Genomic DNA, 20,353 nt, shown 5'->3' with positions numbered 1-20,353 from the left:
CGACTCACCCTCGTTTAAATTGAATCTTGAAGCTGAAGATCAGGAGCAACAGCGAGATCAGAATGACCATCGGAATAATGAATGGAATATAATGATTTTTCACCAGTGCATAGAAATCGATATCGGTGATCGGTACCAAAACAAGCACAAACACTGCACAACAGATTACCCACATTGCACCGTTCTTCACACGTTTACTTTTGAAATTCAGCATATCCACACACAAGTACAAAGACATTGCAATGCGGATTACTGCCCCCGCTAACCATTGGTATAATGATAAAAAGTCCAAATGTGTAATATACTTTGTAATCTCTACCAAACGCCATTGCTCATACGCTGGATATCTTTGCTTTGATGCGGTATACGGTCCGAACTCCGCAATGGAAGCGAGAAGCGGTCCAAATGTAAGCCCGATGAGGATTATGCCGATCATTGCCAAATTCCAAAATTTCACCTTCTGTTTAATGTGGTGCTGAAATAGTAGAAGGAACAAAATCTCCACTAAGCCGCCAGCCGAGTAAAAACTGCCTTTCCATACCGGCCCCCAGCCGTTTTGCAACATTGGCAGCAACCAAGAATAATGCTTGTGCGGCATGTTAGCCAGCATGACAAAAAAACCGAACAAAGCCACAAAAGGGAGGAGAAAGACAGACATTTGTGCAATCGAGGAAATTCCTATTCGAGCCATGATTGAACAGATGAGCATAATGCAAAATGCAATGACAAAGGTCGGTGTCGATTTCAAAAAATTGATGGAGATCCAATTAGTTGTGTCTTTCAGCGTTATGATCGTAATTGCGAGCAAGAAAAGCGCTAACGGGATAACAATCAATAGAAACGCCAGATTTCCAAAATGCTGTTGAATCAACATCGTCAACGATTGCTGATTTGTTTTTCGCATGATGTAATATAAGACACCAAGCCACAATAAAAAGGGCGGAATGGTAACGAGCACCGAGATCCACGCATCTCTTCCTGCTTGATCGAGTATAAGTGGTATCACCAGTACATGATTCATCAACCCCGTCGAGAGAATGACGATCATCAGAGCTGGACTTTTGAAAATTTTCGTAGAATTCATTGCTGACAGATCCTCATTCCCTTGCATCAGTTTTATAATGGTATACTTTCCTCAATTCTTCCACTTTATTCCTTAAATATAAGATAGTTATTTTTTTGTTCGTTTTACTTGGAAGAATCAAAAAACATGGTACAAAATATTCCATTTAAGTAACCCTTCTACTGGTCACATATTGGTCGCAGATATTTAGGCTGATTCGGACAGAAAGTTGTCTGAAAAACCGCCGTATATAGCCGATTAAAAATAATCAGAATCTTGTTACTATAAAAATAGTTAATAAACTCAATGAATTGGAGAATTTCATCGAAATTTTCTAATTATTGTAAAACAAGCATTGGTGTAAGTTCTCATTATCTCAGCATACGGCTAATACAAAGAATAATTAATTTTCAAATGGAGGATTATCTATGCAAGAAAGTTTTGATTCACGATTCTTCCGAAATGCCTGTGGTCAATTCTTAACGGGTGTAGCGATCGTGACAACTACAGGGGAGAATGGAAAGCCCGTGGGAATAACGGCAAACTCATTTACGTCGGTTTCTTTAGGTCCTCCACTTATATTGGTTAGCTTGGATAAAAAACTCGGATCATTTAGTGCGTTTATGAATTCCGAAGGGTATGCCGTACATGTTCTGGCAGAAGAGCAACAAGAATTATCAGGACACTTTGCCAAACGAGGTGTAGATAAATTCCAGGAACTTGACTATAAAGAAGGATTGTATCATGTGCCTGTAATTTCGAATGCATTGGCTGTGTTTGAATGCAGGGTACACCAAAAAGTGGATGCCGGAGATCACACATTACTACTCGGCAGAGTGGAGAGAGTCCAAATTAACGATCCAGCCCGGCGCCCATTAGGATATTTACGGGGACGTTATATAGTACCGGAACAGGAAAATGAGCTAACAAAATAAGGTATTTTAAATCCTGCCTCATCAAAGCATTCTCCTCATTATTTCAGGTCTTAATTTTAGAAAATGAATGTCTATGAAAAAATTTTTGAAGAGGAGCGCTTCGTTTATGAATACTAGATTATCTGACATTACTGCAAAAATATGAATTTATTCTTCGTCCAAAAGTACTTTCACCAATGAATACGGAGACGATTTCCAAACAGTGTTTTAGATCTACCCTGACCTAAAAACTATTTGGTTATTATCAATGCTAGAATTCTTAAGGAGAATCTGAAGATGGAGAATTTTATATACGAAACACAGGCTGCCAGGGTTATCTTCGGTACAGGTATGGTAGCTCAAGTTAGAGAGGAACTATTTGCTTTAGGAGCAAAAAAAACATTAGTCCTATCAACTCCTGGACATGAAAAAATAGCAAATGATATGGCTGAATTAATTGGTGACATATGTGTCGGAATCCATGCAAAAGCGATTCAGCATGTGCCTATCGAAGTTGTAGAGGAAGCACTTAAAGTGGTGAGGGAAAGAAAGGTTGATAGCCTTGTTTCAGTTGGAGGGGGTTCCTCCATTGGATTAGCAAAAGCGATTGCCTTGTATACTTCGCTTCCTATCGTAGCGATTCCTACAACCTACGCAGGATCAGAAATGACCCCGGTATGGGGTATAACGGAAAATGGGCTCAAAAAAACTGGTACTGACCTAGAGGTAAAGCCGAAAACTGTCATCTATGATCCAACACTTACTGTTACCCTGCCAAAAAGTTTAACCGTAATGAGTGCAATGAATTCCATGGCGCATTGTATTGAAGGGCTTTATGCTCCTAAAGTGAATCCGATCATCTCACTTTTTGCTGAAGAGGGGATAAAGGCAATTAGTTCGAGTTTGCCCGATATTATGAAAGCTCCTTCCGACTTAAATAGCCGCTCTAAAGCTCTATATGGCTGCTGGCTGAGCGGAACGGTTTTAGGTTCAGTCGGAATGGCCTTGCATCATAAGTTATGTCATGTACTGGGAGGAAGTTTTGGGCTTCAGCATGCTGAGACCCATACTGTCATTTTACCTTATGCGGTTTGGTATAATGCCAGTTCTATTCCTGAAGCCATTAAGATAATGGCACGAGCACTTGGCACAGATGAAAAGGACGTAGCTGGCATCCTTTTTGACTTAAGTAAATCTCTAAATGCCCCAACTTCTTTAGCTGAAATTGGCATGAAAGAACAGGATTTGGATCGAGCTGCAGAGCTTGCTTCAAAGAATCCTTATTATAACCCAAGGCCGATCACAAAACAGTCCATTAAACAATTACTCGAAAGTGCATTTAAGGGTGAACGTCCTCCTAAAGGAATGGAATTTCAAGTTGGTGCAGATCATTGGATGTTGGATATGCCATTCTAAATTTTATCGGGGATTCATTCCAAAAAAATAATATTGTCCCATAAACTGGCAAAGCTTTTTTATGGTGCGAAAGGCTTGCGCTTGTTTAATATAGGGGTAGGACAAGTGATGTCTTCGATTATCGAGAGAGTGCTATTTAATAGAAGAAAAAGGCATTGTTTTATTAATAAACTACTTGTTTTATCGAATAAATTTTTAAGAATGTCAGAATAACTATCACTCTCAAATAAGGCGGGAGAATATGGAGCAAGTACTTACATCACTGAATAAATCAGATATTGAATTTCATCCAGGCCAAATCATGTTTAAAGGAGAACGTTTTATTCTGATGAATGCCGAAGCATTAGGAATGCTCAGTCGTGACCTTATTTCTACTTTGGGGCGAGAAAGAGCAAGGGCGTTCCTCCTTCGATATGGGTGGGAATGTGGATATAAAGATTCGATTTCAATTAAAAAACTATTTCCTAATGCTTCTCTTGAATACCTCCATCAACAAGCTCCAATTTTTCATATGCAAGAAGGCTTTGTTCAAGTTGATTTACAAGGTCTTAGTGTGGATTATGAACAGAATAAGTTTTATATGGAAGGAGTTTGGTTAAATTCATTTGAAGTAGATCAACATATTCAACATTTCGGTATAGTCAAAGATCCGGTGTGCTGGACATTAATTGGTTATGCAAGCGGGGTCTCAACGGGAATTTTCGGAAGGAAAATATTGTATAAAGAAGTGACTTGTGTTGGTCGAGGGGATGCCGAGTGCCGGTTTATTGGAAGAACTGTAGAGGAATGGGGAAATGAAATTGAACAGGAACTATCTTATTATGATCAAACCAAAATTGCCGAAGAATTAGAAGAGGCACATCAGCACATTCAAAAACAGCATACGATGTTACAACGAATTATGGACATACATGAACAGCTCAACCGGATGGTTCTTTCCGGGCAGAGCAGGCAAGCTGTCATTAATACAATCGGGCAAATGCTTCATTCACCTGTCATTGTTCAAGATAAATACTTTCGTCCGCTTTCTTGGTGGCTGCCAAACAAGGAAAATTCAGGTATAGACCCATACCTCATCAATCCGGAAAAGGATCTTTCTACCGAATTTTACCTGAAGTTCAGACAGTTAGATGAGGAAAAATGTGCGAAGGATTTTATAATTTCGGATGAGCCAGTGTTTCTTGACAGGACCATTGCCCCGATTGTTCTTGGTGATGAGATTATGGGATATTTATCGGTCATCCATGTTGAAGGAACAGATAGAGAACTAAGAAAAATGATTACCGAGCGCGCTGCTACTGTTATGGCAGTAGATTTATTGAAAGAAAAAACGGCCTTGAATACCGAACATAAATTAAAAGGTGAATTTCTTGAAGAATTGTTATCCGGTACAACCCCTATTGAACAATTAGTGAAACGAGCAAATTTTATGGGATATGATTTTGGAAATCCACACCGATTTATGCTTGTGAAAATTATTCAACGGCGAAACGATAAGGGCTTGATAGAAGATCAAGATCTGCATATGAATCTTCGTAATGAATTATTAAATATTGTTCGAACTAATTCTCACTCTTCTATGAAGGATACTTTAATTGTAGAGCGAAGAGGGGAGATTATCCTTTTGGGGCCTTCAGATCCATATGGATTAGATTTCCGAAAGATAGCAAAAAACCTACAAGACCGCCAACAGCAATTATTTGCAAATATTAAAACTTCCATTTGTATTAGTCGTGAGGCGGTGTCCATTGAAGTACTTCAACCCTTATTTGAAGAATGTTCAAACATGATGAAGGTTATGACACGATTAGGACGTACAAGTGAAATATTTTTAGTGGAAGAAATGAACATATTTGACTTACTATATGCAGGCTCTGCTCAAGAACAACTTCTTACTTATGCAACCAGAACGCTCGAAAAGCTTCTCAAATATGATGAAGAAAGCGGTGGAACTACACTTATCTCTACCCTTCACATCTTTCTTGCGAACGAATGCAATCTTCAGAGAACAGCAAAGGAACTGAATGTTTCGCTAAGTGGGTTGAAATATAGAGTGCAGAGATTAAAAGATATCGGAGAGATTGATTTTAATCATGCAGATCAAAAATTTAATCTTCAACTTGCTTTAAGGATTCTGAATGCCAATGGGAAGATTAACTTATTAGAAGTGTAAAATCATATGGATAATGTTAAAAGAAGAAACATCTTTGTTTTCTTCTTTTTTTTGTTTTATTAAGACAGTTTTTTTCTTGAAAAACCGTAGGAAATAGCCGGTCACAACTGTTACAGTAGAATGTTATGATATTAATTGGATAAAAATAAAATAAAAAGGAACCGTGCAAAATATTTACTAAATCGAACTGAAGAGGACTCTATAAATGGAAGGACCAACACTATGAAAAAGTTGATTTTGAAAATGCTGTTCATTTTGATTGCATTATTACTTATGAATGGTTGTTCAAATAATAATACAACTAATAATAATAATGATAATCATAAAGAGATGAATACAAGCCAAACTAAACATACCAAAACAGAAGATACCAAAACAGAAGATACCAAAACAGAAGATACCAAAAAGACAACTTTACTACCTAAGAAAGATCCAATTCAAGAGCAGCTTAATAAGATGACTTTAAATGAAAAAATCGGGCAAATGATAATCGCAGGATTTGATGGTATAACCGTTAATTCAAATACACAAAACCTAATTAATAAATACAAGCCAGGCGGGTTAATCCTATATCAAACGAATGTTAAGGGTGCTGCTCAATTAGTTAACTTAACAAATGCAATTAAAACTGCAAACAGCAAGAATAAAGTACCACTATTCATATCCGTCGACCAGGAAGGCGGAAGAGTACACCGAATGCCAACATCAATCAAAAACACACCGAGTGCAAGAATCATTGGAAATAAAAAAGATGAAAAATACGCATATAATATCGGTAAGGTGATCGCCTATGAATTGCAAGCTTTTGGATTTAACACAGATTTCGCTCCCGTTCTAGATATCCAAAGCAATCCTAATAATACTGTTATCGGGGATCGTTCCTTTGGATCAAATTCCAGTATTGTTTCTAAACTAGGAGTTAGTATGATGAATGGAATAAGTTCTGGAAAAATCATTCCAGTTATTAAACATTTCCCTGGTCACGGAGACACGTCCGTTGATTCTCATTTGGAACTTCCATTAGTACAGAATGATCTTACAAGACTAAAAAAGGTTGAATTAGTTCCATTTAACAATGCAATCAAAGACCACGCCGATATGGTGATGGTTGCTCACATATTAGTGAAAAAAATTGATCCTAATTATCCTGCATCCATGTCAAAAACCATTATCACAGATCTTTTGCGTAAACAATCTGGATTTAGAGGAGTTGTCATTTCAGATGATATGACGATGGGTGCGATTGCAAAACACTACAAGTTGAAAGACGCAGCCGTAAGGGCAATAAACGCGGGGAGCGACATTATTTTAGTTGGTCATGGAATGGATAATGTGGATACTGTCTACAACAGTATTTATTCAGCAGTGACAAATCATACTATTTCTGAAGATACGATAAATAAGAGTGTATACAGGATTTTAACTTTGAAACATAAATATAATATTAATAATCATAAAGTTTCACCTGTAAATGTAAGTAATCTAAATACTCAAATAACAAAAACGATTTCAAATACTACTACGACGAATATAACAAATAGTAAATTACTTTTAAATATAGCAACTAAAGCAAAACAAGGTTCCATAATAAACGCTGATTTTCATCTAAAAAGTACCACAATTGATGAAGTAAGAAAGAGCTGGGGAAAAGAAGATAAAAGAGAATATATTGCAGCAGCGAAAGGCACCTATTGCACTTATAGTAAAAAACATGTAGTTGTGGCTTATAATAAAGGACAGCAACTGTTTGAGATTCGATCCTACGATCCTAGTTTAAAAAACTTAACCATTAACGATATTAAACATTATTTTGGTTCTCCGAAAACAGATATAAAAACAAGTAACAAGGAAGAAATTATCAGCTATACAGTTGGAAGCAATACATTAAAGTTTGTATTTCCTACAGGAACTAAAACAATGTATCTTGATCATTACTCTATATATAACGCATCCTTAGCTCATAATAATATGGCAAGTTAAAAGACGACAAAACATTTTTTGACGTAAGTTAAATTTAGAAAAAATTCTTCGAGATAAGGTGGCAATATTATGGGAAAACAATCCGAATTGAATACTGTACTTGTCACTGCATATGCTAAAGCACCACAAGGTAGCGCAATGTATGAAGTATATAAACATGCAGGAATAATATTGGAAATTGATCCGAATACCAACCTAATTATTAATGCGGAATTCACTTTTTTGGCAGATTTAACAAAGGATTTTTTTAGACGTATGATGGTCGGTTATGACTTATCCAAGGGGATTGATGACCTTATTCAGAGAGTTGAGAAGCATTACTTTGCTCCTTCTACGAATTCCGTAATCGTTGCTTTAAAAGCAGCCTATAAAAGGTACATTGAAAGACTGAATCAAGTGAAATAAAAAATATTTAACAGGGGGTAGCGTCAGGAAAATACGGATTTACGACGTTAAGTAAATTAGAATATTAAAGAGCCCAATTTCTCAGCATTTAAATTGAGAAATTGGACTTTTTTCGTTAGTCTGTATCAATAATTACTTAGTAATCTAAGATACAGGCTTTATATTTTGGTGACTATTTGTTCTCACATTCTTCAATTAAGAAAACAGCCTTTGAATTAAAAAATGGAAAAGTACTCTCTTGACAGAGCATCTCTGATTAAATATAATATTTCTAGAAATACTGAAATAAGAATTGCTGAAAGGAGGTTTTTAGCGGTGAATGATGATATTGCAGTAAAAGTCTATAAGGCACTAGGTGAATCGACTCGTTTACAAATCGTAAAATTACTTGCTCAACAATCAGAATTAGCTTGCCTGGAAATGGCAAATCAATTAAAAGGCCCTGCCAATTCAACATTGACGCATCATTTAAAACCATTACTCGATTGCGGATTATTAGCAGTTCGCAGAGAGGGAACCTTTAGATATTACAGTTTACAACGAGAAGTCCTTGCACAATACGCTCCCGCTTTACTTTAATATTAAAGCGGAATAATTTTAATTTTAATTTTAATTTTAATTTTAATTTTAATTTTAATTTTAATTTTAATTTTAATTTCAGTATTTATAGAAATACCGAATAATTGGAATGAACGGGGGAAAATGTATGAATCAAATTAGCAAAGAAACAAATTCTTGGGGAAATTTAAAAAATGGTTTAGAAAGTAAATTGTTTGAACCGATAAAAATCGGAGCATGGAATTTACGCTCTCGTATCGCAATGGCACCGTTAACAAGATCCTTTGCAGATGATCAGACGGGTGTAGTAGGAGAGGATATTGTTGAATATTACCGAAATCGTGCTGCTGATGGAGTGGGTTTAATCATATCAGAAGGAACGGTCATTAGTCCTCGTGGAAAAGGCTATCCTGGAATTCCAGGCATTTATTCAGACGAACAAATTAAGGGATGGAAAAAAGTAACGGATGCTGTGCACAAAGAGGGAGGAACAATGATCGCTCAAATATGGCATGTTGGTCGTTTATCTCATCACGAGCTTGCTGGAAATCTGCCTCCTCAAGCACCATCAGCTATTCCAGCTGAAGGCCTTGTCTCTCGTTTCCGTAAGCCATATGATATTCCTGAAGAAATGACAATTGAAGATATTAATGAAGTAATCAATCAATATGCGCAAGCTGCGAAAAATGCAATAGCAGCAGGTTTTGACGGTGTGGAAATTCACGGTGCCCACGGATACTTAATTGACCAATTTAATTCAGATATAACCAATCATCGTACGGACGAATATGGTGGTGACCTTGCTCAAAGATTAACGTTCATGAAGGAAGTAATTAAAGCAGTTATCGACGCAATCGGTACAGAACGAACAATGATTCGATTCTCTGCTCATAAAGCAGATATACCAAATTACATGTGGGAAGATCCAGAAATGGCTATTAGCACATTTGTTGAGGCATTTAAGGAAGCGGGTGCAACAATGATTCACCCATCGATTATGCAATTTGATCGAGTGCTTGCAGATGGAAAAACGATGCATCAATTAGTCCGAAAATACTGGGATGGTGTCATTATTGGGGTAGGTACATTAAATCCGGAAATGGCGAATCAGGCGATAGAAGAAGGAATAATTGATGTCGCTGCTTTCGGACGTCCATTCATTTCTAATCCTGATTTTATTCATCGTTTAAAAAATGGAAAAGAAATAGAAGAATACGATGTTAAGAAGCATCTTAATACATTAATTTAAAGCACTAGAATAGAAAGAAGCTTATATAGCTTCTTTCATTTTGTATATTATTTCAGTGTTTATAGAAATATAGAAATTAATAATGATATGGAGGAGAAAATTGCACATGTCCAATACAGCAAAGATTTATATTTTAGCACTGATAAGTTTTTTAGTCGGTACTTCACAACCCATCATCTCAGGTATTTTGGATAAAATGGCAGAGGCTCTAGGAGTGTCAATTGGAGCGGCTGGTCAATTAATTACAGTCTTTTCATTAGCCTATGCCATCGGTACACCTATATTACTGGTATTAACGGCTAAAATGGAAAGACGAAAATTACTGATCTATGCGTTATTTGTTTTTATTGTAGGAAATTTACTTTCAGTGATTGTTCCAGGGTATGGATTATTTATAATTGCTCGCATTATTATGGCTTTAAGTACAGGTGTAGCAGTCGTTACAATTTTAAATATCGCAGCAAAGATTGCACCTGCTAATAAAAAGGCCAGTTCAATTGCAACAGTTGTCATGGGATTTACCGCATCATTAATCATTGGCGTTCCTATTGGACGTTTTATTACATCTACGTATGGCTGGAAATTTGTATTTATCGGTACCGCAATATTAGTTTTACTTGTCATTTTTATTGTTTTAAATACAATACCAAAAATGAATGGTGATGCTTCAATCCCTTTAACGAGACAAATTGCGATGTTCAAAAAACCAAAAATTGCTTTAGCATTATCAATCACCTTCTTTTTAATGACAGGATACGGAATTCTTTTTACTTATTTATCTCCATTCCTTGTAAAAAATGTAGGTATGAGTGATTCTCTTGTAAGCATTACTTTACTAGTTCTTGGAGTTGCAAGCTTATTTGGTTCTAAACTAGGTGGCTTAAGTGCTGATAAGAGAGGCGTAATTTTTACATTAAAAATAGGGTTACTTGTAAACGTAACATCTTTAGTCGTGCTTTCATTCATATCACATTCAATTATTGCTGTATTTGTTATATTGACAGTCTGGTCATTTGCAGGCTGGTCATCAGGTGCAACTCAGCAATATAATTTAGCAACGCTATCACCTGAATCCTCAGATGTGTTGCTAGGTCTGAACCAATCGATGATGCAATTTGGCTTTGCGGCTGGTGCAGGTTTTGGTGGAATAATTGTGGGGCAAATATCATTGTCTTCCATTACATGGTTCAGTGCGTTAAGTATTGTGTTTGCAAGTATTACAACATTTGGATTATCACGTTTCTTAAATAATAAAAAGGTAGTCAACCTTGATTTTACGGCACAAAAGCAAGCTTGATCAAATTGGATATCTTAGCTAAAAGAGGGTATGAAGTTGTAGCCAGTACAGGTAAATCTAACGAAGAGACATATTTAAAAGGATTAGGGGCTAAACAAATTATTAATCGGAATGAAATAGTAGATACAGATCAAACACCAATTCGTGAAGAAAAATGGGCTGGTGATGTTGATCCTGTGGGTGGTAAAACTCTCCAATACATTCTAAGTACATTGAAATATGGCGGATCTGTAGCTACATGTGGTTTTACAGGTGGGATAGAAGTTTCCACAACCGTTTTTCCTTATATTTTAAGAGGTGTTAATTGGCTTGGCATTGACTCGGTTGAATGTCCAATGAAGAAGCGTTTAAAAGTTTGGAATCGTCTTGGTGATGAATTGAAACCAACAAAGTTAAATGAAGATATGGTAAATGAAATCTCATTAAATGAGCTGCCAGAAGTATTAGCTGCCATATTAGAAGGAAAAGTACGTGGAAGAACTCTTGTAAAACTATAAAAGGATCAAATCACAACAAAACCATATGAACTTGCCTAGTGATAAGAGGCACATATAATACAATATTTAGTGATCGCCTGTCTCTCGAACGATGCATGGATACGTACGGGAACAATTTTAGACGATCCAACAACTGCACGTGCTCTGATGTAGATAATTGGTTGTTATGAACACCATCATCAAACAATTATCAAGGAAAGATATTTAAAAATACTTTTTCTTCTTGAAAGTTATAATTAAAGTAGTATAATTAGACCAACGATATATTTTATAAATCAAAATTCTTAATCGGTTGATGATTAAGATGATGGAAAGATGAATTCTTAATGTTGAAAACTCACCGTTTTCATTAAATTTAAGATAGCCCAGTCTTTCCAAAGGAAAAAGCTAAATGCTTATTTCCTTTGGATTGGCTGGGCTTTTTGCTTTGTATAAATAAACTGGGAGTGATATCAATGCAAAAAGTAAAAAGGGCGGAAGAAATTATTGCAAAGGTTAAATCTGGTGACACCATTATGGTGGGAGGATTTGGTTTAGTTGGTGGTCCATTAAGTTTAATTGACGAGTTGACACGGCATGATGTGAATCAATTGACCGTCATTAGTAACAATCTAGGTGAACCGGGAAAGGGCTTAGGCATTTTATTACGACAAGGAAAAATTAGAAAAGCTATTGGTTCGTATTTTACTAGTAACAGGGAAGTGGGAGATCAGTTTAATCAAGGTAAACTTGAAATTCAGCTTATGCCTCAGGGAACGATGTCTGAATCGATAAGGGGTGGAGGAGCTGGCATTGGCGGCTATTATACAAAAACAAGTGTTGGGACTCAATTGGCAGAAGGGAAGGAAGTACGCGAAATTAATGGAGAATTTTATGTATTTGAAGAGCCGCTGCGAGCAAATGTTTCACTGATTAAAGCTGCAAAGGCAGATACTCTCGGGAATTTAGTGTATTACAAAACGGCTCGCAATTTTAATCCGTTAATGGCCACAGCAGCTGACTTCGTCATTGCTGAGGTTGACGAGATTGTTGAGGCAGGAGAGCTTTCACCCGAGGAAATTGTCACCCCTCATTTATTTGTCGACGCCATTGTAGAAAGCCATCTGATTCTAACTAAGGAAGGAGTTGTAGCAAAAAATGCAATCAAATAAAGACGTTCAAGAGTTAATAGCGAAAAGGGCAGCGGCTGAACTGCAACCAAATTCAGTCATTAATTTAGGAATCGGAATACCCACACTCATTGCCAAATATGTGGATTCAGAGTTCGTTTATTTCCATACAGAAAATGGAATGCTTGGGGTTCAAGAGTTGAATAGTGAAGAAGATTTTGATCCAAACCTAGTCAATGCGGGAAAGCTGCCAATTAGTGAGGGAATGGGTGCTTCCTATTTTAATAGTGCAGACTCTTTTGCCATGATCCGCGGGGGAAATGTTGATGTTGCCATACTGGGAGCACTGCAGGTTGATGAACAGGGGTATATTGCAAACTGGGCGATACCTGGGAAAAATATCATGGGAGTAGGAGGGGCAATGGATCTTTTAACCGGGGCCAAAAAGATTATTGTTACGACCAATCATACCGCCAAAAATGGAGATTCTAAAATAGTTAAAAATTGCACATACCCGATTACATCCATTCGTAAAGTTGATTTGATTATTACAGAATTAGCTGTTTTTGAATTCCAAAATGATCAGTTAGTATTAAAAGAATTAATGCCTGGTGTCACTTTGAAAGAAGTTCAAGAAAAGACGGATGCAGACTTTAAAGTTATGTCAGTAAACGATGGAGGACATCATGAATAATAAAGTTTATATAGTAAGTGCACAACGGACAGCGGTGGGAAAAATAGGCGGAGCTCTAAAGGACTTACAGCCGGATAATCTATTACTTCCATTATTTCAGAATGTAAAAGAAAAGAATTTGCTGCCTGAAGAAGTGATTGATGAAGTGATTATTGGTCAGGCAAAACAGAGCCAAGACCAAGCCAATATTGCTAGAGTGGCTCTTTTAAAGGCAGACCTGCCGGAGTCAATTCCAGGGTACACCGTAAATCGCCAATGTGGATCGGGTATGCAGTCTATTCATAATGCTTTCTTGGCAATTCGAGCTGGTCTAGGTCATGCCTATATTGTAGGGGGGGTAGAAAGCATGAGCAATGCCCCTTATTATATTCGAAATGGACGTTATGGCTTTCTTTCAGGAAACAGTGAAATTCTCGATCCGAATAAGGAAAGTCAACCGGGTTCCCAGCCTGTAGAGAAGTACGGAAAGCTTGTAATGGGAATGACAGCAGAAAATCTGGCTGAAGATTATTCGATCTCCCGTGAGGAGCAAGATTTATTTGCATATGAAAGTCAGCAAAAGGCACTTAATGCCATTGAAAATGGCGATTTCCAGAACGAGATTGTTCCTGTAAAAGTTCCACAAAAAAAGGGAGAATCAATTATTTTTTCTAATGATGAACATCCAAGGAAAACAGATTTAGAAAAATTAGCGGCTTTAAAACCTGTGTTTAAGAAGGACGGAACAGTCACAGCGGGGAACTCATCTGGATTAAACGACGGTGCCTCTATGTTATTACTGGTTTCCGGTGAAATGGTGGATCGATATCAATTAGAGCCTTTAGTAGAAGTTGTAGGACTTGGAGTTTCAGGGGTAAAGCCAGATCGGATGGGAATTGGGCCTGTTGAGGCAACAAATAAAGCGTTAAGCATGGCAAATATACAAATTGAGGATTTAGATTTAATTGAACTTAATGAAGCATTTGCTGCTCAATCGTTAGCTGTCATAAAAGAACTGGGTTTAGCAATGAATAAAACTAATGTAAATGGCGGAGCCATTGCATTAGGACACCCGATTGGAAACAGTGGGGCTAGAGTTAGTGTGACACTAATACACTCCATGTTGAAAAGAAAGGCGAAGTGGGGGCTTGCTACCCTTTGCATGGCTGGTGGACAGGGTATCGCAACAGTATTTAGGGCGCCGGTTTCCCCACAAAATTAGGTTTAATGTGCTGTTAAATACCGGTGGAATTCACTCCCTGCAATCACTGTATCAATATAAAATGAATTCCAACAAAAATACAAATTGAGACTATTGTTTTCGGATCATTTAATAAAACAAAACACATACATCAGGAGGAACGATCATGCGTAAAACGAATCACATGCATAAAAAGTCATTTCAAAAATTAGTACAGGAAATCAAAAAAGAACTTCTTAACAATAACGAGGAATTAGAAAGAATTGAAAAACGTATTGAACAACGTCATGAAATAAAACGATAGACGCAAAAATAATATGGATCAAATAAAATGGTTAAATAATAAGGATGTTCAATTTATGAAATTTAGAGTGAAAATATTTGATCATAAAGGAAAAGAACTTGAAATTGAAAATAAAGTCATAGGTGATATCAAATTTGAATCTGAAAGAGCAATTGAATTTTTTATTCAAGCAATTAGAAACAGTTTACCACCAAATTTCCTGTTTATAGTGATTCCCGAAAACCAAGCAGATGAATCGGATTGAATGATACCGATTAAATAAAAATCTTAAATGAATTCTATAGTTCTATAAAGCATAATACTCTGATTTGCACTTTGGACTAGCCCTTGACTGTTGAATAGTAATGGCTGTTTATGTTACCCAAAGGAGGAAAAAATTAAAGCATACTATTTTTTGGCAATCATCAAATTATTTTATACAATTGTCTCGAATTAAAAATAGTAGAAATCGAGACTTATAAAATTCATTGATATTTCTTTCATTTTTAATTCAAAATAAAATGTTCAAATTACACAAAGGAATGGTAAAAAGATATGGCAAAAGTATTGTACATTACAGCACATCCACTCAATGAAACACAATCGTATAGTATGGCGGTTGGGAAAGCATTTATTGATACCTATCAGGAAGTTAATCCAAATGATGAAATCGTTCATATTGACTTGTTTAAAGAAAACATCCCGCATATCGATACCGATGTATTTAGCGGATGGGGAAAGCTCCAATCTGGACAAGCATTTGAAACACTTAATGATGAAGAAAAAGCAAAAGTTAGCCGTTTAGGCGAGTTAAGTGACCAATTTGTGGCCGCAGATAAATATATTTTTGTTACACCATTTTGGAGCTTTTCATTCCCTCCTGTTATGAAGGCTTATCTTGATTCGGTTTCAGTGGCCGGGAAAACATTCAAATATACTGAAAAAGGACCTATTGGACTACTAACAGATAAAAAAGCATTGCACATTCAAGCACGCGGTGGAGTTTATTCTGAAGGTCCTGCAGCTCAATTGGAAATGGGACATCGTTATTTAAGTATCATGATGAGTTTCTTTGGAATTCCGGCTTTCGAAGGGCTATTTGTAGAAGGACATAATGCAATGCCAGATAAAGCACAGGAAATAAAAGAAAATGCTATTGCCCGTGCTAAAGACCTTGTTCATACTTTCTAGTTTTATAAAGTCGAAGAGATAGACCCATGTCGGGTCTGTCTTTTTTAATAGTGTGATAGGGTATTAGTGAACAATATAAAGTATGAAACTAAAAAAACGGGAGCCATTTCGATAGAAACGGCTCCCGTTTTTTTTACTTCTCAACTTTTTGGGGGGAATGGCCACAAAGTACTGGCTTTTCATATTGAATATTGCGGCGAATTCATCCCATCATCAATCATTCTAAATGGACATTATTTAATTAGGTTTAACGATAACAGGAATAATGATTTTAAATCCACCATATTCCGCAATGATAACAGCGGCTCCTTCAGACTTCGTTAGGATCTTATGATCAGCGGTCACTTCAGCTACTTCCGAATTAGAACTATTCCATTTGACATCAGCTGTAACGTCTTTTATCGTTCCATCGCTGGACATAGCATTTATGACTACTTCATTTGTTGAGCCTGCTGAATTTACGATATAACCCGGCGAAGAACTTATCCCCCTAATAAATGTAGGATACTTTGCTACAACTTCAACATCAATTGTCTTTGACATTCCAAAAACAGTAGCAGTTATTGTCGTTTTTCCTACAGAGTGAGCGATGATATGTCCATCAGCAGAAATCGTTGCAACCGATTCGTCCGCCACCGTCAATTTTGCTTTGCTAGTAAGATTATAACAATCACAATTTCCATCTCTGCCATGATGACCAAAGAAGCCATTAATTGAGATGTCAGTGGACTTATTAGGTTCTAACATTACATTTCTAGTTGTCCATTTATTGTTTTCAGCCCAATATAAATCTACAGGTTTAGTGTTTCTTACCCAAATAGCATCTCTCAAACCATAATAATTGAACCAGATGTATGCTTCACCAGGGCCGACCCATGTAATGACTCCGTTCTGGTCAACAGTTGCTACACTTTCGTCGGAAGATTCCCATTTCCCTTCTGTATCAACCTGAACGATATTATGATCTGTATATTCAGCAAACGCGTTCGCATCAATAGTTCCTTCTTCAGGGTGTAATATCATCCCATTGCTATTATTAGTTATCGCTTCTACTATATTTCCTGCTTCAGGCTGTATTATCATCCCCGCGCTAACAATTCCTACTAAATTTAATGGTCCAGCTTGATCTTGTACTTTTACTGGAATTTTAATAGAAGAGAAACCTGCAATTGTTGCACTAACCGTCGTTTTTCCAGTATTCATTCCAATAAATTTCCCGTCTTTAACACTTACAACTGTAGGTTCATCTGTTGTCCATTGAATTGAATTCGTTATTTCTCTTTGAGTTCCATCATTGTATTGAGCAAAAACATGTACTGGATAAAGCTTATCTTTTTGAACTACAACATCCATTGAGGATACAATCAATGACTCAATTTTTAAATCCTCTGTAGATGCATCATTTCCAGAATGAATTGAAACATTCAAGATTTCGGTGCTTGTTCCGTGATCGATAAGGACCTGAGTTGTACCTGGTGCAACCGCTGTAAGAACACCATTCTTAACTGTAACAATGTTCGGATCTAATGATGTGAATCTTGAGTCTGAAGTGACGTCAGCTGTTGAACCATCCTGATATTTTGCTTTTACAGAAAACGAATGTGTGTGGTCAGCTAACTGGAATGAGATGTTCGTTTCACTAGGAATCAGACCAACAATTTTATTCACGAAATCATTAGAAGGTTTTTCTGAAACGGCAATAGGAATCTGCTTGGAGTAACCAGAGCTATCTACGGTAACTATTGCTGTACCAGTACCTTCAGCAGTAAGTAGGCCATCATTATTCACTTGAACAACATTAGGATTAGATGATTTATAAACCGCAGTTGAGGTCGAATTTACCACAGATTTGTCCGTATAGCTCGCTTTTACCTCCAATTGCTGCTGTTGATGTACTACCATATTTTTCATATTTGGTGTAACAGAAATCGATTCAGGGGTTGGAGCCTTCCTCTGACCGTCTTTATTCGTGACTGCCACCGGGATATCTACAGTGTTACGACCACCATTATAGATAGCATGCAAAACAGTTGCACCACTCATTTCACCAATAACCTTGTGTGTTGATGTACCAGCACCATATGTTCGCTGAACTGAAGCTACGTAAGGATTGTCGGGATACATTTCAACGGAAGCTGTGACATCCTCCGTGCTCCCATCACTGTAAATCGCGTTTATTGTAATAGGCGCTTCTTCACCTGCACCTAATGAGAGATTTGATGGAGAAGCTGTCATACCAATAACTCTTGGAGTAGTAAGCTTATTGGTGACAGTAACCTCCATTTTAACTGGAGAAAGAACATCTGATCGATAGGAAGCTGTCACAATTGTTTTACCTGGCTTACCTCCTATGATTACTCCCGAATTCGTTACCGTTGCAATGCTGCTGTCTTCTACAGTCCACTTCACATCATATGGATTTACATTTTTACGTAAATATGTAGTACCTTCTGATACTCCGTTAGTGAATACTTCGGTTAAGTTAACCGGCCAATTTGCACCTGGCAAAATTTCAACAGCAGGTGTATCGGTTACAAGCTTCTCCGGCTTAACAACATTAACAAGTACAGCACCAACCAATTTATCGTATTTAAAATAGATATATGCTTGTCCTAGTCCAACTGGAGTAATCTGACCATCTTTACTAACGGTAGCAACATTACGATCTGTCGTAGTCCAACTTCCTAAATTAGTAACATTTGTACTACCCACCATGAGATCCCTTGTATAGGCTCCTACTTGAACCGGCTTATCAGAGGTTTCTAACCTCAACATGTCAGAGGTAAGAAAAAGCGACGTTACATTATCTGGAACATCTTCTATAGAAGCAAAGAAGTTTATCTTTGGAAAAGTTGAGTAGGTTACTTTCAATGAAACATTACCTGATGATATCCCTTTTAATAAGCCATTTTCAACCTTTGCAATCGACGGATCTTGTGATTCCCATTTAGCTGATTTAGTCACGTCTTCCATCGAACCATCGCTATAAAGCGCTTTCAAAGCGATTGGACGCTCTTCCCCTTTTTTTATGAATGTTATTCTAGGTGCAGCTAAAACGAGCGATACAATTTTTTTCCCTTCTGAAGGATTTGAATTTTGGCTTAAAACACGCGCATCTTGCGTAACATTTACTTCAACGTTTAAAACCGCATTACCAAGACTGAATTGTACATGTGTAGACCCTGCATTCACAGCTGTTAACACTCCACTGGCAACTGTTACAACTTTCTCATCTAGTGAAGTCCATTTTCCTTCTGCTGTAACATCCGCTTTGGAACCATCTTTATACGCTGCTTCAGCCTTTAATTCGTGTTTGCCTTTAGAAAGAGAGAACGAGACTGTCGATTCACTTGGAGTAAGTTTTACGATCTCCTTTGTAGGCGGTTCCTTTGTTTCCTTTACTGACTTTTCAGGTGAGGCAGAAGCCAAACTACTAAATAGAGACAGGATTACGGTAAAGATGAGAGTTAATGCTGTAATTCGTTTTGTTACCTTTTTTCTCATTTGTCAACCTCCTATTTTTTTTATATTAATCAACCTGTAAATACAGACTGCTAATATCAATCTACTAAAACTAGATTTCTTCATGTGATTTCATCTTTCACACTGACCTTGTTTATTGACAAAGATATTCTATGAAAAATTGACGTTATTTTCATTGGATATGTAATTTTCATCATTAAAAATTTATTAGAATATTTCCAATTTTCATAATTAAAATACTAAATTATGACTAATAAATTGACAACAAAATATTTTTTTAAAAAAGTAACGTTGAAGGCCTAATCTGCCCAATAAAGGGGGAATTCTTAATAAAATTCAAACCATTATTATTGCCGAAGCGCCTTTTTGTTCACTCTTTTCGACCGAATCATACATACATTTATTTAAAATTCGGTCTTTATTTTTCAATAGGGATCTTGAACATTTGATATGCATAAATAGATAATAAGCTTAAAAAAATAATCTGCAGATCCTTAATACAGGATCTGCAGATCTTGTCGGTAACGATAGGCGGGTAACTATTAGAAAAAAAGTGGTAACATTTTGGTCACGAACTTAAAATAACTACCGATAATAATAAATAACTTAATTTTATTAAATTTCCGTAAAACCCATTAAAAATGAGGGTTTCCAATAACTAATGATATTAATAAATAACTAGAAATAACAAAGTTCCTCTAACTTCAAAACTGCTTGAGACCGCCGTGTGTGGTCTGGTGGGTTCGATTCCCACGCAGTCCCGCCAACTAAACCAGTGATATCAAGGGTTTTGACTGTTTTTAAGCACGGTTTTACCGGCTGTTAGAGCAGTGATTTGAAAGTAAAATGTCACCAGTATTT

The 20,353-nt window shown here is 36.8% G+C and carries 17 protein-coding genes; 15 read left to right on the top strand and 2 right to left on the bottom strand.

Annotation, left to right across the window (positions count from 1 at the left end):
• Positions 1-4: 4 nt before the first annotated feature.
• On the bottom strand, positions 5-1,084 hold the full coding sequence (locus AB7942_RS13735) for a GerAB/ArcD/ProY family transporter (protein ID WP_369447268.1): 1,080 nt from the start codon (positions 1,082-1,084) through the stop codon (positions 5-7).
• A 407-nt stretch (positions 1,085-1,491) separates the two neighbouring features.
• Here AB7942_RS13735 and AB7942_RS13730 point away from each other — a divergent pair, with 407 nt between their 5' ends.
• The 15 genes from AB7942_RS13730 (at position 1,492) to AB7942_RS13660 (ending at position 16,009) form a co-directional block, all read left to right on the top strand.
• A complete protein-coding gene (locus tag AB7942_RS13730; RefSeq protein ID WP_369447267.1) occupies positions 1,492-1,998 on the top strand; it encodes a flavin reductase family protein in 507 nt (168 codons plus the stop codon).
• Positions 1,999-2,274: 276 nt separating this feature from the next.
• On the top strand, positions 2,275-3,393 hold the full coding sequence (locus tag AB7942_RS13725) for a maleylacetate reductase (RefSeq protein ID WP_369447266.1): 1,119 nt from the start codon (positions 2,275-2,277) through the stop codon (positions 3,391-3,393).
• Positions 3,394-3,634: 241 nt separating this feature from the next.
• On the top strand, positions 3,635-5,566 hold the full coding sequence (locus AB7942_RS13720) for a XylR N-terminal domain-containing protein (protein WP_369447265.1): 1,932 nt from the start codon (positions 3,635-3,637) through the stop codon (positions 5,564-5,566).
• A 222-nt stretch (positions 5,567-5,788) separates the two neighbouring features.
• A complete protein-coding gene (gene nagZ, locus AB7942_RS13715; RefSeq protein WP_369447264.1) occupies positions 5,789-7,546 on the top strand; it encodes a beta-N-acetylhexosaminidase in 1,758 nt (585 codons plus the stop codon).
• Positions 7,547-7,615: 69 nt separating this feature from the next.
• Positions 7,616-7,951: a DUF3870 domain-containing protein gene (locus AB7942_RS13710; RefSeq protein WP_026565604.1), complete on the top strand. Its 336-nt coding sequence runs from the start codon at positions 7,616-7,618 to the stop codon at positions 7,949-7,951.
• 315 nt (positions 7,952-8,266) lie between these two features.
• On the top strand, positions 8,267-8,530 hold the full coding sequence (locus tag AB7942_RS13705; RefSeq protein ID WP_246869550.1) for an ArsR/SmtB family transcription factor: 264 nt from the start codon (positions 8,267-8,269) through the stop codon (positions 8,528-8,530).
• A gap of 127 nt (positions 8,531-8,657) precedes the next feature.
• On the top strand, positions 8,658-9,758 hold the full coding sequence (locus AB7942_RS13700) for an alkene reductase (RefSeq protein WP_369447263.1): 1,101 nt from the start codon (positions 8,658-8,660) through the stop codon (positions 9,756-9,758).
• Between the two features lie 106 nt (positions 9,759-9,864).
• The gene (locus AB7942_RS13695; RefSeq protein ID WP_369447262.1) at positions 9,865-11,055 is read left to right on the top strand and encodes an MFS transporter; all 1,191 of its coding nucleotides are present in this window, start codon (positions 9,865-9,867) and stop codon (positions 11,053-11,055) included.
• 5 nt (positions 11,056-11,060) lie between these two features.
• Positions 11,061-11,552, top strand: a complete 492-nt coding sequence (locus AB7942_RS13690; protein ID WP_369447261.1) for a zinc-binding dehydrogenase — start codon at positions 11,061-11,063, stop codon at positions 11,550-11,552.
• A 455-nt stretch (positions 11,553-12,007) separates the two neighbouring features.
• Positions 12,008-12,703 (top strand): CoA transferase subunit A, encoded by a 696-nt coding sequence (locus AB7942_RS13685; protein ID WP_369447260.1) that lies wholly within the window; start codon positions 12,008-12,010, stop codon positions 12,701-12,703.
• Entirely contained in the window at positions 12,690-13,355 is a 666-nt protein-coding gene (locus AB7942_RS13680; protein ID WP_369447259.1) for a 3-oxoacid CoA-transferase subunit B, read from the top strand. Before AB7942_RS13685 ends, AB7942_RS13680 begins: the two co-directional genes overlap by 14 nt.
• On the top strand, positions 13,348-14,556 hold the full coding sequence (locus tag AB7942_RS13675) for a thiolase family protein (RefSeq protein WP_369447258.1): 1,209 nt from the start codon (positions 13,348-13,350) through the stop codon (positions 14,554-14,556). The genes AB7942_RS13680 and AB7942_RS13675 overlap by 8 nt, the downstream gene beginning before the upstream one ends.
• 145 nt (positions 14,557-14,701) lie before the next feature.
• Positions 14,702-14,839: an FbpB family small basic protein gene (locus AB7942_RS13670; protein ID WP_081825434.1), complete on the top strand. Its 138-nt coding sequence runs from the start codon at positions 14,702-14,704 to the stop codon at positions 14,837-14,839.
• A 55-nt stretch (positions 14,840-14,894) separates the two neighbouring features.
• On the top strand, positions 14,895-15,083 hold the full coding sequence (locus tag AB7942_RS13665) for a hypothetical protein (protein ID WP_026565324.1): 189 nt from the start codon (positions 14,895-14,897) through the stop codon (positions 15,081-15,083).
• Between the two features lie 290 nt (positions 15,084-15,373).
• Positions 15,374-16,009: an FMN-dependent NADH-azoreductase gene (locus AB7942_RS13660; RefSeq protein WP_369447257.1), complete on the top strand. Its 636-nt coding sequence runs from the start codon at positions 15,374-15,376 to the stop codon at positions 16,007-16,009.
• Between the two features lie 237 nt (positions 16,010-16,246).
• Here AB7942_RS13660 and AB7942_RS13655 read toward each other — a convergent pair whose 3' ends face one another.
• The gene (locus AB7942_RS13655; RefSeq protein WP_369447256.1) at positions 16,247-19,513 is read right to left on the bottom strand and encodes an Ig-like domain-containing protein; all 3,267 of its coding nucleotides are present in this window, start codon (positions 19,511-19,513) and stop codon (positions 16,247-16,249) included.
• Between the last annotated feature and the right edge of the window lie 840 nt (positions 19,514-20,353).

The sequence above is a fragment of the Neobacillus sp. BF23-41 genome, assembly GCF_041106275.1.
The sequence above is the reverse complement of the archived record's forward strand: the minus strand, read 5'-3'. Positions and strand labels throughout refer to the sequence as shown.

Excerpts from the sequence above, each read along its gene's own strand:
- AB7942_RS13735 (WP_369447268.1), bottom strand. The coding sequence starts at position 1,084 with ATGAATTCTACGAAAATTTTCAAAAGTCCAGCTCTGATGATCGTCATT.
- AB7942_RS13730 (WP_369447267.1), top strand. The coding sequence starts at position 1,492 with ATGCAAGAAAGTTTTGATTCACGATTCTTCCGAAATGCCTGTGGTCAA.
- AB7942_RS13725 (WP_369447266.1), top strand. The coding sequence starts at position 2,275 with ATGGAGAATTTTATATACGAAACACAGGCTGCCAGGGTTATCTTCGGT.
- AB7942_RS13720 (WP_369447265.1), top strand. The coding sequence starts at position 3,635 with ATGGAGCAAGTACTTACATCACTGAATAAATCAGATATTGAATTTCAT.
- nagZ (WP_369447264.1), top strand. The coding sequence starts at position 5,789 with ATGAAAAAGTTGATTTTGAAAATGCTGTTCATTTTGATTGCATTATTA.
- AB7942_RS13710 (WP_026565604.1), top strand. The coding sequence starts at position 7,616 with ATGGGAAAACAATCCGAATTGAATACTGTACTTGTCACTGCATATGCT.
- AB7942_RS13700 (WP_369447263.1), top strand. The coding sequence starts at position 8,658 with ATGAATCAAATTAGCAAAGAAACAAATTCTTGGGGAAATTTAAAAAAT.
- AB7942_RS13695 (WP_369447262.1), top strand. The coding sequence starts at position 9,865 with ATGTCCAATACAGCAAAGATTTATATTTTAGCACTGATAAGTTTTTTA.
- AB7942_RS13685 (WP_369447260.1), top strand. The coding sequence starts at position 12,008 with ATGCAAAAAGTAAAAAGGGCGGAAGAAATTATTGCAAAGGTTAAATCT.
- AB7942_RS13680 (WP_369447259.1), top strand. The coding sequence starts at position 12,690 with ATGCAATCAAATAAAGACGTTCAAGAGTTAATAGCGAAAAGGGCAGCG.
- AB7942_RS13675 (WP_369447258.1), top strand. The coding sequence starts at position 13,348 with ATGAATAATAAAGTTTATATAGTAAGTGCACAACGGACAGCGGTGGGA.
- AB7942_RS13670 (WP_081825434.1), top strand. The coding sequence starts at position 14,702 with ATGCGTAAAACGAATCACATGCATAAAAAGTCATTTCAAAAATTAGTA.
- AB7942_RS13665 (WP_026565324.1), top strand. The coding sequence starts at position 14,895 with ATGAAATTTAGAGTGAAAATATTTGATCATAAAGGAAAAGAACTTGAA.
- AB7942_RS13660 (WP_369447257.1), top strand. The coding sequence starts at position 15,374 with ATGGCAAAAGTATTGTACATTACAGCACATCCACTCAATGAAACACAA.
- AB7942_RS13655 (WP_369447256.1), bottom strand. The coding sequence starts at position 19,513 with ATGAGAAAAAAGGTAACAAAACGAATTACAGCATTAACTCTCATCTTT.